Below are 18,217 nucleotides of genomic sequence, written 5' to 3'. Positions count from 1 at the left end.
TTGCTTCCAGCGCCTTAGCTACAATAGCTGCTTTTCTTCAATGTTTCATTAGACTATTTAGATGACTTATTTAAGGTATGCTATCAGAATGACTACAGTGACTGCTGAATACTTTTCTTCTTATTATAGCGACTTAACCCTAATTGAATCAATTCTTCTAATAAATCCGTATAAGATTTTCCACTCGCTTCCCATAAAGCTGGGTACATAGAGAATTGCGTAAATCCTGGTAAAGTATTCACTTCGTTAATATAAATTTCACCAGATTCAGTTAGGAAAAAGTCCGCCCGCGATAAACCTGACCCATCTAGGGCTAAGTAAGCTTTTCTCGCAAAGTCTTGTAATTTAGCAACAGTCGGCTCATCAATCGCTGCTGGAATTAACATTTCAGTTGTATTGTTTAAATATTTCTCTTCATAATTGTAGAAACCTTGTCCCTTAGCTAATTCACCTGGAACTGAAACAAAGATTTCGTCATTACCTAAGACCGCCAACTCTACTTCACGTGGGTTCTGTACACTTGCTTCTACTAGGACGCGACGGTCATAACGGAAGGCTAATGTTAAAGCTGCTAGTAACGACGCGTCATCAACGGCTTCAGATACCCCAACACTTGAACCCATATTTGCTGGTTTAACAAAGACTGGATAAGCTAAGGCATTTGTGACTTTTTCAATAGCTAAAGTTTGGTCTTTTTCCCAATCATAAGCTGATAAAGCTACAAATGGTACTTGTGGTAAGCCTGCTTGGTTGAATAAGTGTTTTGATACGATTTTATCCATCCCTGCTGCAGAAGCTAAAACGCCTGCTCCTACATAAGCGATATTTAAACTTTCAAATAAGCCTTGAATTGTACCATCCTCACCATTAGGGCCGTGTAAAGCAGGGAAAACAATTTGCTCATCCCCTTCTTTCAAGACATCTGTGGGTACAATAGCTTGCCCAACTTGGTCTAGTTGGAAGTTTGCTGAAGCATCTGGTTTTTCAGTCATGCTTGTACCCTTAAACCAGTGACCTTGTCTATCAATGTATACCGGTGTAACGGTATGGCGATCATATTGTATATTTTGCATGATGGCTGTTGCTGTTAAGATAGAAATATCATGTTCCGCACTTTTTCCACCAAATAAAACGATAATTTCCATGAAAATGTCCTCCGTCAATTGTCTCTAGTATTTTTATTTACGCTTGGAAGTCCCAAGATTCTGTTGTTAAATCGTAAGTTAGTCTATCTAATAATAAATTGGATGTCTTGTCTGTTTCAACAAAGCGTGGATTGTCTTCAGCTAAATATACGCTAAATGCCCTTTTGTTGGGGCCAACGCGGTCAGATCCTTCAAAGGTAATGATAATACCGTCGTGGCTTAATCGAGCTAAATGGCTTAATATAGGCTTAGCTGGTATAGGTACCGATTTCCCATTTTTTACTATGGTCTTCTTACGGAACAAAAACATTGACTTTTGCTCTTGTAAGTTTGCCGTTACTTTATCTGCCAATACATAACCGAGTTGTTTGAAAAAGTCATGGATATCACGGTAGTACATTTTAGTTGTTAGATATGAATTCGGATAAGTTGAACCAAAGAAGGTAAATCTATTCCCTAATTTATAAAAAGTTGGCTGGTTCAATGGTGCATCCGTATGGCCTAAAAATAACAGTTCCGCAATTTCTTGGTCGGACAGCTGCTGGAATAGGGATTCATATTTAAAATCAATCCACTTAGTCTGGACCTGGGCTCCATTAGCTTGTTCATCAATAAAAGCTTTCACAGCCTCATGTCCACTCACGATATGAAAACGCGTAAACTCATCAAATCGACCTAGATTATTAGGATTCTTGATGAGTAACAAGTTATTTGGTATGGTATTTACCGCACGCGTAAAATATTTTAAACCCACGCCCAATGATTGCACCTGATTTGAGATTGGGTTTGTAAATATGTATATATAATCATTTGTCACAGCTGTGCACCTCTTATTCCAGTAAATATTTTAACAAATTACGTTTCAAAACACTATCTTTCATCCCATAAAAGCTTTAAAATACCAATGATTGATAGTCAAATCTTTAAGGAGGCTTTTCAACATGCACTTGATTGCATCTCCATTGCAAAAACAATTCTACACTTATTTACCTAAATCACCAATATATAAACAGTTTTCTGTCGAAGATTTACCAATTTCTTATCATAATCTGGTCAACCAACAAAATGGGGGTTATACCTCTCATAGTTATGTCGTCAGCAAACGCCCTAGTCGCGATGCTTTAACCGCTGTCTACATTCCTTTTATCGCCGGTATGTACGAGCAGAAACCAACCGCTGATTATCAGCTACCAAGTATCACTCGGCAAAATGACTTTATCCATCGTTCTAACGTCCCGGAAACAGGTATTATCTTTTATGAAGACCACGACCGGGTCGCGTACTTTGATTTTGCCCAATTAAATGATAAGGGCGAACCAGCCGTCACTTATATGGATGTCGGTTTAGGCCAAACCATTAACTTAGCGCCAGATTTCTCCTCATTCTTAGACCTATTCGAATATCGTTTTCTAGGATTACCCGCACCAACTTTGGTATCATACCACCGAGTAAATGCTGCCATCCTACATGCGCACTCCTTTGAGGAAATCTTCAACCTACTCGCACTTTACGGACCACTATTAGGTCAGGAATGGCAAAATGATTGGCAAAACTTGCTGGCTCACTTTGTCACTAGGCCTTTTGATCAATTCCAAAAAGCCTTGAATACCTACAGTCAAGGTCATAAATCAATTTTATCGATATAAAGTACTACCGATATATTAGAAAACGGCTAGCCTAATTAAAGCGCTAGCCGTTTTCTTTGTCTATGTATACTTATTTATTAAACTTATTGGAATAAAGCTTGAATATCTTCCGGTGACTCATCAAAAGCCCACGTTTCTATTAAGTTTCCTTGAACAATCCACCGTTGGGTAAGATCAGCTGTACAAGTCATCAAGGTAATAATTGGGTCCCCTGTTATATCTTGAGAAATGTACTGTACTTGGTCTGGATTCACTGCTTCAACAAAAAAAGTATCATATACGTAAACATTCGTTAAATCACTCAGATAAATTTTATCTCCAACTGTCACTGAATCGGAAATATTATTCAACAAGATATCGGTGCCATAACCTATATGATGGCTAGCCAAAGTATAATTTCCTTGGCCCATTACTTGATCTGGAAACATTGTGCCGGCACCAGAAACCATCGCCGCATCAGACATTCCTTTAATTACTGCAGTATTTAAATTAGCATTTGGAATAGCGACCGCACCTAATACATCTAAGTCTGCTTCACCTGATGCAATATCTGAGCGCACCTGGTTAACTTCTGCTGCTGACACATTCCGAACTTCATTAAAATCAAACTGGCCATTCGACTGGTCCGCCTGGTTGTCCTGAATTTCTTCAGCCGTATAATTAGTCACTGCTACATCTCGTTGATTTAAATAAACTTGTACTATTGGCCAAGCCTGGTATACCATCATCACAATCCCCACTAGCAATAATAGCAGACCTAAAATCCTGCGAAATCCTAGCTTTTTCATCAATTAACACCCACTTCTAAATCTTACTTACTGTTTTCTAAATTCATTATGACACATTTTCCTATACACCGCTATTCGCCCCCTTTGTCATAAATTCAATCCACAGACCAGCATCTGACTTTTACCCAAGTTATACACAGCACTCATAAAAACTCCCCCTAATTTATCAAGTTTTCAACCGATTTCATCTAGTTTACCCACAGGTTGTTGATAACCTCTATTTTATTTACACAGATTTTACACAATAATCACCTATTTACCCACAACGTTATCCACAAATCCACAGAGAAAGGGAAAAAAAGAGGCTGGGACAAAAATATCTCAGCCTCTCTATGCTATATAAGAACGTATATAATTGGCTTCCAAAAGTCAGCATTATTCACCTTATGGTCCAGTACGTCAATGCTAAACGACTTTTGTCTCACCTTATTTTAACTGCTATATTGCAAATGAATGTAGTTTTCAGTTGAAATACCTATTAAATACAGAATCTTATCCCCAGATTATAAATATTGGATATTTCTAGGGAGATACAATTCAAAACAACAACTAAATACTATACTCACCGATTCGGTTCCATTTTTTATCATGTAAAATAATACGTGCTGGTACCCCAACAGCGGTGGCATACGGTGGGACATCATGAATGACGACTGCATTAGCCCCTACTTTTGCATGATGTCCAACTGTCACATTACCTAAAACAGTCGCATTGGCCCCCACTTCAGCATCATGTTGAATGGTTGGATGGCGTTTAGCCCCTTTATCATTACCAGTACCACCCAAAGTGACCCCATGGTATAACTTTACCCGGTCGCCAACTATTGCTGTTTCACCAATTACAACACCCATACCGTGATCAATAAATACATTTTCGCCAATTTGGGCTCCAGGATGAATTTCAATTCCCGTATCTTTACGGGTTTCTTCTGCCATTTTTCGAGCACCATAATAATCTTCTTGTAAGTAAAGTTCTCGTTCAGCGATATGTCGAATGACTGCCTGAAAACCAGGATAAAGAAAGACTTCTTCTATAGACTGCGGTGCAGGATCATGATCATAAATGTATTGTGCAAAGTCACGATGGGCTTCATTTAATTCATCACTCAGCATGCCCATCACCAAATTGGCCAGTGGATAAATAACGTTCTCCAGAATCTGGGAAAACCGTCACTACTACTTTACCCTTACCTAATTCTTTAGCTAAAGCTTTGGCAGCTACGTAGTTAGCACCTGATGAAAAGCCGGCAAAAATACCTTGTGTTTTCGCTAATTCTTTAGCAGCAGCAATCGCTTCTTCATTTGAGACGGTCGCTACCTTATCTAAGGTTGATTGGTCTAAGACATCTGGAATAAAGTTTGCACCTATTCCTTGAATTTTATGTGCTCCTGCCTTACCTTCTGTTAATAACGGTGAATCAGATGGTTCTCCACCCCAGATTAAGGTAGCTGGATTTTTTTCTTTTAAGATATGACCAACACCGGAAACTGTACCACCAGTACCAATACCAGAAACGAAGCCATCAACATTTGGTAAGTCTGCTAAAATTTCTTTTGCAGTCGTTTCCTCGTGAGCCTTCACATTGGCTTCGTTAGTAAATTGTCCAAAAAGCACACCGTTACGTTCAGCCGCAATTTTCTCAGCTGTCTCACCTGCTAATGCCATACCGCCTGATTTATCCGTCAACACGAGTTCCGCACCATAAGCTTGGATCAATTGACGACGTTCAATACTCATTGATTCTGGCATCACAATAACAACGTGAATACCTAAAGCTGCACCAACCATCGCTAACCCCACACCAGTATTCCCTGATGTAGATTCCACAATTGTCCCGCCAACGGCAACTTTACCTGAATCTAATAAATCTTGCACAATATACTTTACTGGGCGATCTTTAACAGAGCCAGATGGATTGTTTTTCTCTAATTTGACATAGATATCTGCCGAATTTTCATCTAAACCATTAATTTTGACTAAAGGTGTGTAACCAATCGCATCTACAATATTTTCAAATAACATAAAAAATCCCTCCAAATATAGACCATCGTCATTTTTGATTACTTGCTTTCACGCTACATTATGCTGCATTTCTTAGGAGCCTCTTACAAGTTTTTTATAACAGAAAGACAAGTCAACTATCTATCCGAATAGTACCCTTTTCGCTCCCCATAAGCAATTGCTTTGCTCAATTTTCGATGAGGAATAATTGAAGTATTTTGATTGGTTTAATCTATCAAAACATACGCATATTCATTTTGATTTTCATTTACTCAGGCGTATGATGGAAATACAATATACATTGGAGGTAGCTATGGACATTCGATTCGCACAAAAACAAGATATTACAGACATTTTAAAATTACTAGCACAAGTCAATTTAATCCACCACCAAGCCCGCCCGGACATTCTAAAAAAAGGAACTAAGTACACTTACGAAGAGGTTGCAACAATCATCGATAATCCACAACGACCAATTTTAGTCGCTGTAGAAGACAACCATGTACTTGGATATATGTTTGGTATTTTCCAAGAAACTACAGAAGATAATATACTAGTAGCTGAGAAATCTTTATACATCGATGATATCTGTATTGACCAAGATGCCCGTGGAAAACATGTAGGCCAAGCACTTTATCAAGCAACAAAAGACTTGGCCACTGATACCGGATGTCGTCGGATTACCTTAAACGTTTGGGATTTTAACGATTCAGCCAAATCTTTCTATAAAAAAATGGGCATGCAGACTTTTAAAACGACTTTAGAAGATATTTTATAAACAATCACAACGACTTAACAAACTTGTTAGGTCGTTTTCTTTTAGGAAAAAATGAATCCATGTCATCAAAAAAGTAGCCTCCACTCGGAAAGCTACCCTAATCTTATATGGATTAAGTTCAATTTTTTTAAGCTAAATTATAGTGACTAATCTTCTACGGCAACTGCTTCAATCTCTACAAGCGCCCCTTTAGGAATCGCCGCAACTTCAAAAGCTGCACGAGCAGGGGTTACACCCGTAAAGAATTCAGCATAGACTTCATTCATCGCCGCAAAATCGTCAATCTTATCTAATAAAACGGTTGTCTTCACTACATTAGACATATCCAAGCCTGCCTCCGCTAAAATAGCTTGAATATTGGTTAGTGATTGACGGGTTTGCCCTTGAATATCAGTAGCCGCAAATTCACCCGTTGCTGGATCAATGGGTAATTGCCCAGATACATAAACAGTGCCATTCACACTAATAGCTTGAGAGTATGGGCCTAAAGCTGCAGGTGCCTTTTCAGTTGCAATCGCTTTTTTTGACATAGATAATACAACTCCTCTAATTTTATTTTAATCTTCTATATACATTATTCACTATATTAGGGAAATTGTCGATGCCTAAATCGTAAAACTAATGCCGACCAATTAACCAGTCAACAGTTCAAGGATCATCATGGTCAAAGAAAGCAGATTCTTCCATATCTAAAGCTTCTATCTTAACTATATCTTCAGTGTGCAATTTAAAGTCATAGATAGCAATATTTTCTGTCATACGTTCTGGACGAACAGACTTAGTTAAGGCAACCACACCTTTTCCCCATGCAAAAAAAGAGTACCCAGCACGGATACTCCTGAAAACTGAAAAATTCAGTCTTTTTATTATTCTGCAGCGTTGTTGTCTGTGAAACCGTATTTTTTGTTGAAACGGTCCACACGTCCATCGGCTTGTGTGAATTTTTGACGTCCAGTGTAGAATGGATGTGAGTCTGATGAAGTTTCAACACGGATCAATGGGTAAGTGTTGCCATCTTCCCACTCAATTGTTTCAGTAGAATTAACTGTTGAACCAGATAAGAATTTGTATCCTGTACTTGTGTCCATAAATACTACTGGATGGTAATCTGGATGAATTTCTTGTTTCATTTGTACATACTCTCCTTTTCGCCCTGAACTTCTGCAGCCCAGAGATTATTTTTAACATAACACGAGTAGTCTACCATAGTGTACTATCACTTTCAAGTAGATATTTATGATTTACTTTTATTTTTTCCTTTCGATAAAAAGACATCAAGGCGGTCAATAAACTGGTCATTCGTCTCCGTCTTCTTCATTTCTTTCAGCATTTCATTGGTATATACCAACATATCGCCTTTCATCGTTTGACGTAATTTCCATAAGACTTTCAAGGTTGCTTCATCATGTAACAACTCTTCCTTACGCGTAGATGAACGACGAATATCGACTGCTGGGAATACGCGAGACTCTGCTAGGTCACGAGATAGATGAATCTCCGCATTCCCTGTTCCTTTAAATTCCTCATAAATCATATCGTCCATCCGTGAACCAGTATCCACTAAAGCTGTTGCTAGGATTGTCAGCGAACCACCATCTTCAATATTACGCGCTGACCCAAAGAATTTCTTCGGCTTGTAGAAGGCAGCTGGATCAATACCTCCAGATAAAGTTCGGCCACTAGGCTTCTCGACTAAGTTATATGCTCGTGCTAAACGAGTAATAGAATCCATTAAAATGACTACGTCACGTTTATCTTCCACCAATCGCCGCGCTCGTTCTAACACTAATTCCGCAACCCGTACATGATTTTCAGGTCGTTGATCAAAAGTAGATGATACCACTTCACCATCAATCGAACGCTCTAAATCTGTCACTTCTTCTGGTCGTTCATCAATTAAGAGCATAATCAACTCAACATCCGGATTATTCGCAGTAATCCCGTTGGCAATCTCTTTCATCAGGACTGTTTTACCTGCCTTAGGTGGTGCCACAATCAAACCACGCTGACCGTAACCAACTGGCGCAATCAAATCAATCATCCGGGCAGATAAACGTCCAGGTGTTGACTCCAAACGCAACTGTTCATTTGGGTAAACCGGTGTCAAAGCAGGAAAATGCGCGCGTTCCTTAGCTTCATCCGGATCTTTACCATTCACTGCATACACGTGCATTAAACCAAGATACCGCTCATTGGCCTTAGGTGGACGCGCCGTACCCGATACCAAATCCCCATTCCGCAAACCAAATCGACGAATCTGAGAATTCGAAATATATATATCTTCCTGGCTTGGCGAATAATTAATCGAGCGAAGAAAGCCAAAATCAGACCCCGTAATATCAAGCACACCCTCGACATTCATAAAGCCTTGACTCACTTCTTGCGCTCGCAAGACAGCCATAATTAATTCCTTCTTATTCATTTGACTATAATACGGCACCTTATATGCCTTTGCATATTGGTAGATTTCCTTCAAAGTCATAGCCTGCAAACTATGCAACTTTACTTGTTCTTGCTCATTCGATGACATAAAAAAACCTTCATTTCTATTTATATTTCATTCATTTCTGGAAAAGGGCGACCGCGTAGAAGCTGAGTAATCTTTACATAAAACTAGCTATAAAGCAGCTAGCTGGTCGTTAGATCTAAAGAAGTGTTCAAAGAGGACTTGCTATTCATTAAAATAAAAGTGTAAAGGACTGCGCCATTATTAGCCACAGTCCTCACATGCAATCACTACAGTGAAAACATTAGTTCACTGTTGAATCATCGTATTGTACCAATTGAATATCAGCACCTAACGCTGACAATTTTTCATCAATATGGTCATAGCCACGTAAGATGTTACCAGCACCATATAATTCAGTTTCACCCTCAGCCATCAATGCCGCAATGACTAAACCAGCACCTGCACGTAAATCAGAAGCCGTTACAGTCGCGCCAGTCAATTGGTTTGGCCCACTAAAGGTAATTTGATCATTATTTTCATCAATATTTGCACCCATCCGCACTAACTCAGGTACATGCTTAACACGTTTAGGATAAATCGTATCCTCTAATTTACCACTACCAGTTGCTGATAGTAGTAATGGCGTAATCGGTTGTTGTAAATCTGTTGCAAAACCTGGGTAAGGGGCTGTTTTGATGTCTACCACTTTTAATTGACCATCATTTGGATGAATATAGATAGAATCATCATTTACATCCATTTTAACGCCCATTTCCCGTAATTTCGCTAAGAAACTTTCGATATGCTCCGCAATCACATTATGAACTGTTACACCTTGACCAAGCGCAGCAGCGGCTGCAATATAAGTACCCGCTTCAATCCGGTCAGGAATTTGTTGGTGAGAAGCACCGTGCATGCTATCTACACCTTCAATACGGATTGTAGAAGTCCCTACACCTTTAATTTTGGCACCCATTTTATTTAAAAGCATTGCGATATCAATAATTTCAGGCTCACGCGCTGCATTTTCAATCACAGTTGTCCCTTTAGCACGGGATGCTGCTAACATAATATTAATGGTTGCACCCACACTGACAACATCAAGATAAACTTCAGTACCAGTCAAGCCATTACCATTTGTTGTTAAATGCATTGCACCTAATTCGTTACTAACTTCTGCACCTAAAGCTTCGAAGCCTTTTAAATGTAAATCCATTGGACGAGGGCCCAAGTTGCAGCCACCTGGTAAACCGACAACACCCTCGCCGTATTTCCCTAATAAGGCTCCCATGAAATAATAAGATGCCCGTAAGCTTTGGATCTTACCATCAGGCATTGGGATATTTTTCATGTTAGTCGGGTCAATGCGCATTACATGGTCATTAAATGCTACATCCACGTTAAAATCTTTCAAAATCTCAATTAAAGCGAATACGTCATCAATTTCCGGCACACCCTCAATCACTACCGGTGAATCCGCCATTATCGCTGCAGGTATAAGTGCAACTGCGCTGTTCTTCGCTCCTGAAACTGTAATATCACCCTTTAACGGATTACCACCCTTGATGATAAATTTTTCCATTATAAAACCCCTCATTCGTCATTTTCATTTTTATCTAATGCTTATTTTTAGTTGAAGTTTGATTCAATAATTATCTATCATCACCAAGCACGCTTTTTTTGCAAAATATTCCGATTATACGATAGATAATGCAAAATTGATTATACCTAATTCTCTATGAGATAACTACCATCTCCGCCAATTTTAATGGTTTTTTTAACTTCTATGTAAAATTTTTCATATATATCATTAGTTATAAGTCTATTATAACCTATGAAGTCACGATGCATCATAGAAAAAAACTGAAGATGCTTGGTAAAGCGCTATTTACGTCTAATTTTAATTTTAGCGTACAAAAAAGAGCAACAACCCATAGGTCATTGCTCCAAAAAGGATGTATTAAGCGGAAATCCACTGGCTAAAATGAATTATGCTTTGTTTGATGAACCAAACATACGTAATGTTTCACGAGCAGTTTCAACAATTGCAGCTTTACCTGGTGCTAAAACTTTACGTGGATCGTAAACTTTGTCATCATTATTTAAGTTTTCGCGAACAGCAGCAGTAAATACAATTTGTAATTCAGTATTTACATTAATTTTCGCATGGCCACGTTCGATGGCTTTTTTAATTTGCTCTTCTGGAATACCTGAACCACCGTGTAATACTAATGGAGTGTTTGTGTATTCAGAAATTTCTTTCATTTCATCGAAACCTAAAACAGGTTCACCTTGGTAAGGACCATGAACTGAACCTAAGGCTGCAGCTAATGCATCGATACCAGCTTCATCAACGATACGTTTACATTCTTCTTTGTCTGCATAGTTGATACCAGCAGTAACGCCGTCTTCAGTACCACCAACAGTACCGATTTCACCTTCAACAGAAGCACCACGTTCGTGTGCGTATTCTACAACTTTTTTAGTCATAACGATGTTTTCATCGATTGGGTGATGAGAACCATCAATCATAACTGAAGAGTATCCAGCGTCGATTGCACGTTTAGCAGTCTCAAAAGATGAACCGTGGTCTAAATGTAAAGCAACTGGAACAGTGATTTCCATATTTTCAATTAAAGCTTTAACCATTGCGGCAACAACTTCTGGGCCACCCATGTATTTACCAGCACCCTCAGAAACACCTAAAATTACTGGTGAGTTTTCTGCTTGAGCTGCTTCTAAAACAGCTTGAGTCCATTCTAAGTTGTTAATGTTTAATTGTGCTACTGCATATTGACCGTCTTTCGCTTTTTTCAGCATGTCGACCATATTTTCTAATGGCATATATAGTTCCCCCTGATTTTTAATTTTGATGTGCTCGTGCCTATTGTAACCCTTATCAATTGCTTTTTACAAGAGTTTTGTCTCACAAAAAACAAAATGTTAAATGATGCCATAAAACACCATTCAGGAAACGCATACACTGTATTCATCATTAGTATAGTGCAATTTATGCAATGATAATCCTATTTGTTTGTAAATTTTTTGACTAACAGTGATTATTTCCAATTTAAACTAGACTATTATACTGACTAAGACTGGCTAGCACTCGTATCCTCATCAGTACCACTAGCTGCAGGGGTTGTTTCTGCTACTTCTGCATCACTTGCACCACTTTCAGCATCAGCTTCCACTGTGTTTTTATCATCGTGGCTCCAAGCACCATTCATTGAAGCACTTGTTGAAGCATCCGTTGTATCTTCCTCAATTTTCACTAACTTTTGTCCTGTTTGCGCTAGATACCAATCAATTACAGGTTGCAAGTCTAAAACATGCTCGTTAATTCCACGATACTTACCATCTTCATCATGCATCGCTACATAATTGTGAACAACATAGTTATCTTTATGGATTGGTACGTGTACATGAACCCCTTCCATATTTCCTGACCGCAATTGAGAAATTACCCAAGAAACATTCTTCATTGCGCGTGGCGGGTGAACGGTACCAAGTGGGCTACCAACATCTTTTTTGTAACGAGAAGCGAACATATCCTGACCAGGTTTCACTCGGTTATAGTAAATATACTGGTTGTTCTCATCTGCATAAGTCAATTCAAGAGGGATGGTCTTTAAGAACCAATTCAATTGATTTACGGTTAATAAACCACGGTCTAATTTAACATAAGTATCCCCTTCAACAGCACCAACCTTCTCTGCTGCTTGCTCAACCCAATCTGGTGCAGTCATGTCTACACCTTCAATAGTTGTGTCACAATGCTTAGTAGCCGTTAAATCTTCCTCAGGGAATACAGGGTTATCTTTAAGTGGTTGAACAGATTCGACGTACTTCATGAACTTCTCTAAACTACCTTTCAAGAAGCTGACAGTGCTAGGGTCGACTAAATCACCGTTAGCGTTGATGGCCTCTTTACAATTCCCCAATAGGAATTCTTGACCTGGCATTACTAAAGCATCGATTCCTGGTGCCTCAAGAATTTGACGTAAGTGTAATTGTGACCGCGATGTTCCTTGGTCTAGATAAGAAGCGCCAATGATTTTTACAGGTTTATTTTTCAATGGATGAATTGTGAATGATAGCCATTCCAATGCACTCTTCAAAGGCCCTGGTGTTGTATGATTATGCTCCGCTGTAGCAATAATTACACCATCGGCTTGACGAATTTTCCGGTTCAAGGTATGAACAGGTCCTTCTGTTGCTAATTCTGGATTATCTTGATTAAATAAAGGTATTTGGTCAATTTCAAGAATCTCTAAATCAAATAAATCAGTAAATTCTCTTTGAATATATTGTAACAATAAACGGGTATATGATTTTTCAGCAGTTGAGCCAACAATACCAACAATTTTCATTTTGTCACCCTAGTCCTTTCTACTTAGTCCACTCGTAGTTTTCAGCAGCAGCTTTTGTCTCGGTTCTTAGCTGAGTAAATTCTTGTGTATGATCAATAAATTGAATAAATTCTTTAAAAATTTCTTCTAATTGTTCAACAGTTTTTTGATCACTTAAATCGCCATCATCATCAAATGCTTGTAAAGAATGTCCTAATAGAAATTCTGAATTTGGTATCACACGCGCCCTAATATCTGGCGAGTCTAAAATTTGGCGTAAGTGCATTTGTGCTCTAGAAGATCCTAAACGACCGTTAGAAGCACCAGTAATCATAATTGGTTTATCTGCTAAGGGATAAATATAATAGCTTAACCAATGTAAGGCATTAGTTAGTGAAGACGTAATAGAATGATTATATTCTGCAGCACTAATAATAACCGCATCTGCTTGCTCGATTTTTTTAGCATCCTCTTCAACGATACTTGGGAGTGTCTTATCTTCTGGTTTAGTAAATAGGGGATAATCACGAATTTCCAATAATTCAATTTCAGCTTGATCTGCAAAATGTTTCTGAATATATTTCAGAAGTTTTCTATTAGTAGATTTCTTAGAATTTGTACCTACGATTCCGATAATATGCTTCATGATTTTCTGTCCTTTCTATAGTAGAAATATAGCCTGCTAACAAATAAGTTCAACTTTGCCCACTAAACCAGATGTATAGGTAACCTGTCCCTGTTGGTCAACAACCAACACTTCAATATGGTCTATTTTTTCTGCTTGATTGATAATTGCTTCCTTAGATAAGGGAAACAACCGAGTAGTCCATATTTCACCGTCTAAAGAAGATTCACTTACCACAGTGACACTGCGAACGTCCGCTTGAAAGGGCTTACCATTTGTAGAATCTAAAATATGGTGGTAAAGATGCCCATCCTGTTCGAATACGCGTACGTAATCTCCAGACGTTACAACTGATTGGTTACTCAAATCGACAATGGCCTTGTTATAACCACGCCTTTGGTCGGGATCCTGGATACCTATACGCCATTGTGTACTTTCTGCATGATTGGGTCGATGGCCATAGAATCTAAGGTTACCACCAAGATTAATAGATGCCCTGGCTACGCCTTGCTCTTTGAAATAAGCGATAATTTGATCTGCCGCATACCCTTTTGCAAGCGCACCTAAGTCAATCGACATCCCTGGCTTAGAAAGGTAAACTGTACTTTCTATTTCATCTAGATGAATTTCATTCGGGTCTACTAAAGTCAGTCGGTCATCAATCTCTTGCTGGCTAGGTTTACGATAATCCGCAAAACCAATCCGCCACAAGTTAACTAAAGGCCCAATTGCTATATTTAGCTTTCGCCCTGATGCAATACTTTCTTTTTTACCGATTTGAATGAGATGAAATAGCTCTGGATGAACGCGTACAGCCTTTAATCCTGCTGCTTGATTAACCGCCATTAATTCAGAAGATGGGTCATTCGCCGAAAAACGCGCTTCCAATTGAAACAAACGCTGGACTGCAGCAAGTAATAAAGCATTACTATTTGGATGATCAACCATCAAATCAATCGTCGTACCCATCAAATTGATAGAATGACGTTTTTCAAAGTCCAAATCACTAGCCTCCAACTCCTTAAACCTCTTCTACCCTAAATAGTAGGAAGTAACCAAAAACTAAACCACAAATGCCTACAAAAATTTGTACATATCTTAATGGCATAAGGAACATTGATAAACCCATCACAAGATAAGTTGTCGTTAGGATATGAATTTTTTTGCGCCTGCTGATACCACCTTGTCGCTTAAAGTCACCAACATACCGTTCATACAAACGAGTAGATTCTAACCAGTTTTTAAATCGCGGTGAACTTCGCGTGAACAACCAGCCAGCGAGCAACAAGAAAGGGGTTGTCGGTAAAACAGGTAATACGACGCCTACACTCCCTAGGATCACACTTAACAAGCCCAATATTAGAAAAGCCTTCTCTTTAAGAGTTCTCATTTCCATGCCTCACCTCTTGAAAATATATTCACATGATAGGTCTATTTCAAATTACTAAATTATACTTTCTTCGTCAACCAATAACCAAATATTAAAAAGAGGATACAACATTTGTGTTGTATCCTCTAAAATATGTCTTGTTTTATTCTCATCTTAAACAAAATTGTATTACTTATCTAGCGACTTATGGCGAATATTTAATTGGTATTGTTCATAGTTTGATCGTTTTAGTTGTGGTAAACTCATCATAGCTATGAAGCTAAATAGATAAAGGCTTGCTAGGAAAAGCATCACCATACCTACACTTGAAGCATCTAAAATGAAACCAATAATAACTGATGAAAAACCACCCACTGCACGTCCAACATTCAAGATAGTATTATTGGCAATAGCATTTACTTTGAATGGATACAAATGAGAAATCATTGCGCCATAGCCACCAAACATACCATTTACAAAGAAACCTACAATAGCGCCTCCGATTAAAATTGTTAATGCTGAATTGGCAAAGGTGAACAGATACACTGAAACTGCTGATGCAATTAAATACATACCATAAGACAATCTTGGGCCTAATCTATCTAAAATTTGCCCAAATGTCAGCATTCCCAAGCACATACCTAAGATTGTCGTTACCATCCAAGTAGATGACCCAGAAACTGTCACACCAACTTGTTCTTGCATGATTGTAGGTAACCAGTTCATCATGCCAAAGTAACCCGCAATTTGTACAGTTGTCATCACCATTAAGACGATAGTTTGATAGGTTTGCCCTGGAGTCTTAAATAATTCCTTAATAGAAGGTTTTTCATTTTCATTAATATCTACTAGGTCTTCCGTGACTTCATCCGTATTAATCCCTAATTCATCTTCGTTAATAGTTAATTTCGCCCATATCACCACTAAGATTGGTAAGAGACCAAATAGGAATAACCCTCTCCAACCCAGTGTTGGTACAATAAAACCTGCTAGAAGCGCCGAACTAATGGAGCCGATTTGACCAACAATCCCATTTAAGGATGAAATTCGCCCTAACTGTTTAGCCGGCACAAGTCCAGCCATGATGGAAATTGCTACTCCATACTCACCACCTACACCAATACCAGCGATGAAGCGTAATAGGTATAGGTATTGAATGTTTGGCGTGAAGAAGATTAAAGCTGTTGCAATAGAGAAAGTAAGAATTGTTAAGTAGAAAACCTTCATCTTGTCCCAGCGGTCAGCTAAGACACCGAATAATAAACCGCCAGCTAGCATCCCTAAATTGGTAATTGTCGCGATCCAACCGGCAGCTACACTGGAAATTCCTAATTGGCTGATGATAGATGACATTGAAAATGATAAGAACATCACGTTCAAATCATCTGTCCCCGATGCAACAATAGCCGCAATCAAGGCATTACGTTGCGATTTATTTAACTTGTGATCTCCCGCTTGTAACGCATCTTTACTTGCATTATTTTCGATTGTTTTTTCCATTTTTGTGCTCCTTTTTTGGTAAAACTGATGTAATTCCCTCATTTAATCACCATAAAAATAAAAATGGGCAAAAAAAAATAAGGTCGTCAATCTGGTAAAGCTATTTATATAGTAGAATTATCCACATTAACCGTGAATCTCTGACCAAGCTTTCGGATCCTTATACCAATCCATCAACTTGTCATAATACGGTGATAATTTAGGATCTTTTACTGCATAATCCAAAATCTTCACGTAATTCGTTAATGTCATCAAAGGATAACCCACTTTTTCAAAGGCTTCTTTACTTGCTCCTAATAAGTAGTCAAAAATCGCTACTGCTGCAATGACTTCTCCGCCTGCTTCTTGAATTTTATCTGCTGCTGTAATGACGCTTCCACCTGTTGAAATTAAATCTTCAATAATCACTACTTTAACACCAGGTTTCAAAGCCCCCTCAATTGCGTTTTGCTTACCGTGGTCTTTAGCTGAAGAACGCACGTAAATCATTGGTAAATCCAAGCGTTCACTGACAAAGGCCGCATGAGGAATACCCGCAGTCGCTGTTCCTGCAATCACATCTACATCGGGAAAGTTTTCTTTAATCAACTCTGCAAGTGCATCTTCTACAGTTGTACGTACACTCGGGTAGGACATGATTAATCGATTATCTGTATAAATCGGTGCTTTAAGTCCGCTTGCCCAAGTATATGGCGTCTCAGGACTAAAATTCACTGCTTTAATTTCTAATAATTTTTGTGCTACTAAATCAGCTTTTGCTACTGTCATCTCGCGCCCTCCTTATTGTCCAGACCAATCAGTAGTGATTTGGTCATAAGTCACTTTTGAATTATCCGCTTGTGTAATTGGTCGTCCCACCACGATGTAGTCAGAACCGCTTTGGGCTGCTTGACTTGGCGTCATAATCCGCTTTTGATCATCCGCAATAGAGGTCGCTAGACGAATACCCGGTGTAATCGTTTGGAAGTCTTCACCACAGGCATCTTTAATTGCTGCTGCTTCAAGTGGTGAACACACTACACCATCAAGGCCGGCTGCTTTCGTTAATTTAGCGTAACGCAATACGGAACCCAATACTTCACCAGGAATACCTTGTTCTTCATTCATTTGCTCAGTAGAAGTGGACGTTAATTGAGTAACACTAATTAACATAGGCCGTTTACCTGTCGAACCTGCCTCTAAACCACGAAGTGCTGCTTGCATCATCTCTTTCCCACCTGCCGCGTGTACATTGACCATTGCAACACCAGTACTGGCTAAAATCGCCATTGCTCGCTCCACAGTATTTGGAATATCATGTAATTTTAAGTCCAAGAAAATGTCGTGACCTTTTGCTTGTAGCGCATTTAAGAAAGCTGTCCCTCCAGCATAAAACAATTCCATACCTACTTTTACATTTAGTTGTTGACCTTGGAACTGATCAAGGAACGCAAATACCTCTTCTTGATTAGGAAAATCTAAGGCAATAATTGGTTTCTTCGGATCCACGTGGCACTTCCTCTCATATTTCTCTGTTTTCTTTTCATTATTCTCTCATTTATCTAAAAATGGGCAAAAAAAATA

Annotated in this window: 19 protein-coding genes and 1 pseudogene; 2 read left to right on the top strand and 18 right to left on the bottom strand. The window is 38.7% G+C overall.

The features are described from left to right. Window positions 1-92: 92 nt before the first annotated feature. Window positions 93-1,145, bottom strand: coding sequence for a D-alanine--D-alanine ligase family protein (locus HMPREF3116_RS07375; protein ID WP_070468807.1), 1,053 nt, complete (start codon window positions 1,143-1,145; stop codon window positions 93-95). Window positions 1,146-1,182: 37 nt separating this feature from the next. Then, the gene (locus HMPREF3116_RS07370) at window positions 1,183-1,899 is read right to left on the bottom strand and encodes a hypothetical protein (RefSeq protein WP_246819075.1); all 717 of its coding nucleotides are present in this window, start codon (window positions 1,897-1,899) and stop codon (window positions 1,183-1,185) included. 187 nt (window positions 1,900-2,086) lie between these two features. Here HMPREF3116_RS07370 and HMPREF3116_RS07365 point away from each other — a divergent pair, with 187 nt between their 5' ends. After that, on the top strand, window positions 2,087-2,791 hold the full coding sequence (locus HMPREF3116_RS07365) for an SMI1/KNR4 family protein (RefSeq protein WP_070468804.1): 705 nt from the start codon (window positions 2,087-2,089) through the stop codon (window positions 2,789-2,791). An 83-nt stretch (window positions 2,792-2,874) separates the two neighbouring features. Here the strand turns inward: HMPREF3116_RS07365 and HMPREF3116_RS07360 are convergent, their stop codons facing one another. The 3 genes from HMPREF3116_RS07360 to cysK all read right to left on the bottom strand — a co-directional run bounded on the left by HMPREF3116_RS07360 (window position 2,875) and on the right by cysK (window position 5,602). Further along, complete coding sequence (locus HMPREF3116_RS07360) at window positions 2,875-3,579, bottom strand: class A sortase (protein WP_070468803.1); 705 nt, start codon at window positions 3,577-3,579, stop codon at window positions 2,875-2,877. 549 nt (window positions 3,580-4,128) lie between these two features. Next, complete coding sequence (epsC, locus tag HMPREF3116_RS07355; RefSeq protein WP_070468802.1) at window positions 4,129-4,692, bottom strand: serine O-acetyltransferase EpsC; 564 nt, start codon at window positions 4,690-4,692, stop codon at window positions 4,129-4,131. Beyond that, window positions 4,682-5,602, bottom strand: a complete 921-nt coding sequence (cysK, locus tag HMPREF3116_RS07350; protein WP_070468801.1) for a cysteine synthase A — start codon at window positions 5,600-5,602, stop codon at window positions 4,682-4,684. Before cysK ends, epsC begins: the two co-directional genes overlap by 11 nt. Before the next feature lie 292 nt (window positions 5,603-5,894). On the opposite strand from cysK, the gene HMPREF3116_RS07345 reads away from it, so the two are divergent. Continuing rightward, window positions 5,895-6,359: a GNAT family N-acetyltransferase gene (locus tag HMPREF3116_RS07345; RefSeq protein ID WP_070468800.1), complete on the top strand. Its 465-nt coding sequence runs from the start codon at window positions 5,895-5,897 to the stop codon at window positions 6,357-6,359. Between the two features lie 146 nt (window positions 6,360-6,505). Here HMPREF3116_RS07345 and HMPREF3116_RS07340 read toward each other — a convergent pair whose 3' ends face one another. The 13 genes and pseudogenes from HMPREF3116_RS07340 to pyrF all read right to left on the bottom strand — a co-directional run bounded on the left by HMPREF3116_RS07340 (window position 6,506) and on the right by pyrF (window position 18,142). After that, window positions 6,506-6,889: a RidA family protein gene (locus HMPREF3116_RS07340; RefSeq protein WP_070468799.1), complete on the bottom strand. Its 384-nt coding sequence runs from the start codon at window positions 6,887-6,889 to the stop codon at window positions 6,506-6,508. 118 nt (window positions 6,890-7,007) lie between these two features. Continuing rightward, window positions 7,008-7,160 (bottom strand): annotated as a pseudogene (locus tag HMPREF3116_RS08820) (aldo/keto reductase); the annotation flags it as partial. 65 nt (window positions 7,161-7,225) lie between these two features. After that, entirely contained in the window at window positions 7,226-7,489 is a 264-nt protein-coding gene (locus HMPREF3116_RS07335) for a type B 50S ribosomal protein L31 (RefSeq protein ID WP_070468798.1), read from the bottom strand. 104 nt (window positions 7,490-7,593) lie between these two features. Continuing rightward, a complete protein-coding gene (rho, locus tag HMPREF3116_RS07330) occupies window positions 7,594-8,889 on the bottom strand; it encodes a transcription termination factor Rho (protein ID WP_070468797.1) in 1,296 nt (431 codons plus the stop codon). A gap of 220 nt (window positions 8,890-9,109) precedes the next feature. Beyond that, window positions 9,110-10,390, bottom strand: a complete 1,281-nt coding sequence (locus tag HMPREF3116_RS07325) for a UDP-N-acetylglucosamine 1-carboxyvinyltransferase (protein ID WP_070468796.1) — start codon at window positions 10,388-10,390, stop codon at window positions 9,110-9,112. Window positions 10,391-10,797: 407 nt separating this feature from the next. After that, window positions 10,798-11,652, bottom strand: a complete 855-nt coding sequence (fba, locus tag HMPREF3116_RS07320; RefSeq protein ID WP_070468795.1) for a class II fructose-1,6-bisphosphate aldolase — start codon at window positions 11,650-11,652, stop codon at window positions 10,798-10,800. Between the two features lie 248 nt (window positions 11,653-11,900). After that, window positions 11,901-13,181 (bottom strand): NAD(P)H-dependent oxidoreductase, encoded by a 1,281-nt coding sequence (locus HMPREF3116_RS07315; protein ID WP_070468794.1) that lies wholly within the window; start codon window positions 13,179-13,181, stop codon window positions 11,901-11,903. 19 nt (window positions 13,182-13,200) lie between these two features. Continuing rightward, entirely contained in the window at window positions 13,201-13,806 is a 606-nt protein-coding gene (locus HMPREF3116_RS07310; RefSeq protein WP_070468793.1) for an NADPH-dependent FMN reductase, read from the bottom strand. A gap of 36 nt (window positions 13,807-13,842) precedes the next feature. Beyond that, window positions 13,843-14,787, bottom strand: a complete 945-nt coding sequence (locus tag HMPREF3116_RS07305; RefSeq protein ID WP_070468792.1) for an FAD:protein FMN transferase — start codon at window positions 14,785-14,787, stop codon at window positions 13,843-13,845. A gap of 19 nt (window positions 14,788-14,806) precedes the next feature. Beyond that, window positions 14,807-15,181 (bottom strand): YbaN family protein, encoded by a 375-nt coding sequence (locus tag HMPREF3116_RS07300; protein ID WP_070468791.1) that lies wholly within the window; start codon window positions 15,179-15,181, stop codon window positions 14,807-14,809. Window positions 15,182-15,343: 162 nt separating this feature from the next. Then, window positions 15,344-16,654 carry an MFS transporter gene (locus HMPREF3116_RS07295; protein WP_070468790.1) on the bottom strand — a complete coding sequence of 437 codons (1,311 nt, stop codon included), beginning with the start codon at window positions 16,652-16,654 and terminating at the stop codon, window positions 15,344-15,346. A 126-nt stretch (window positions 16,655-16,780) separates the two neighbouring features. Continuing rightward, on the bottom strand, window positions 16,781-17,422 hold the full coding sequence (gene pyrE / locus HMPREF3116_RS07290) for an orotate phosphoribosyltransferase (protein WP_070468789.1): 642 nt from the start codon (window positions 17,420-17,422) through the stop codon (window positions 16,781-16,783). Between the two features lie 12 nt (window positions 17,423-17,434). Further along, window positions 17,435-18,142: an orotidine-5'-phosphate decarboxylase gene (gene pyrF, locus HMPREF3116_RS07285; RefSeq protein ID WP_070468788.1), complete on the bottom strand. Its 708-nt coding sequence runs from the start codon at window positions 18,140-18,142 to the stop codon at window positions 17,435-17,437. Window positions 18,143-18,217: the final 75 nt, after the last annotated feature.

The organism is Aerococcus sp. HMSC10H05 (genome assembly GCF_001806975.1).
In the GTDB taxonomy this organism is placed as follows: Bacteria; Bacillota; Bacilli; order Lactobacillales; family Aerococcaceae; genus Aerococcus; species Aerococcus viridans_B.
This window is presented reverse-complemented; position numbering and strand designations above follow the sequence as displayed.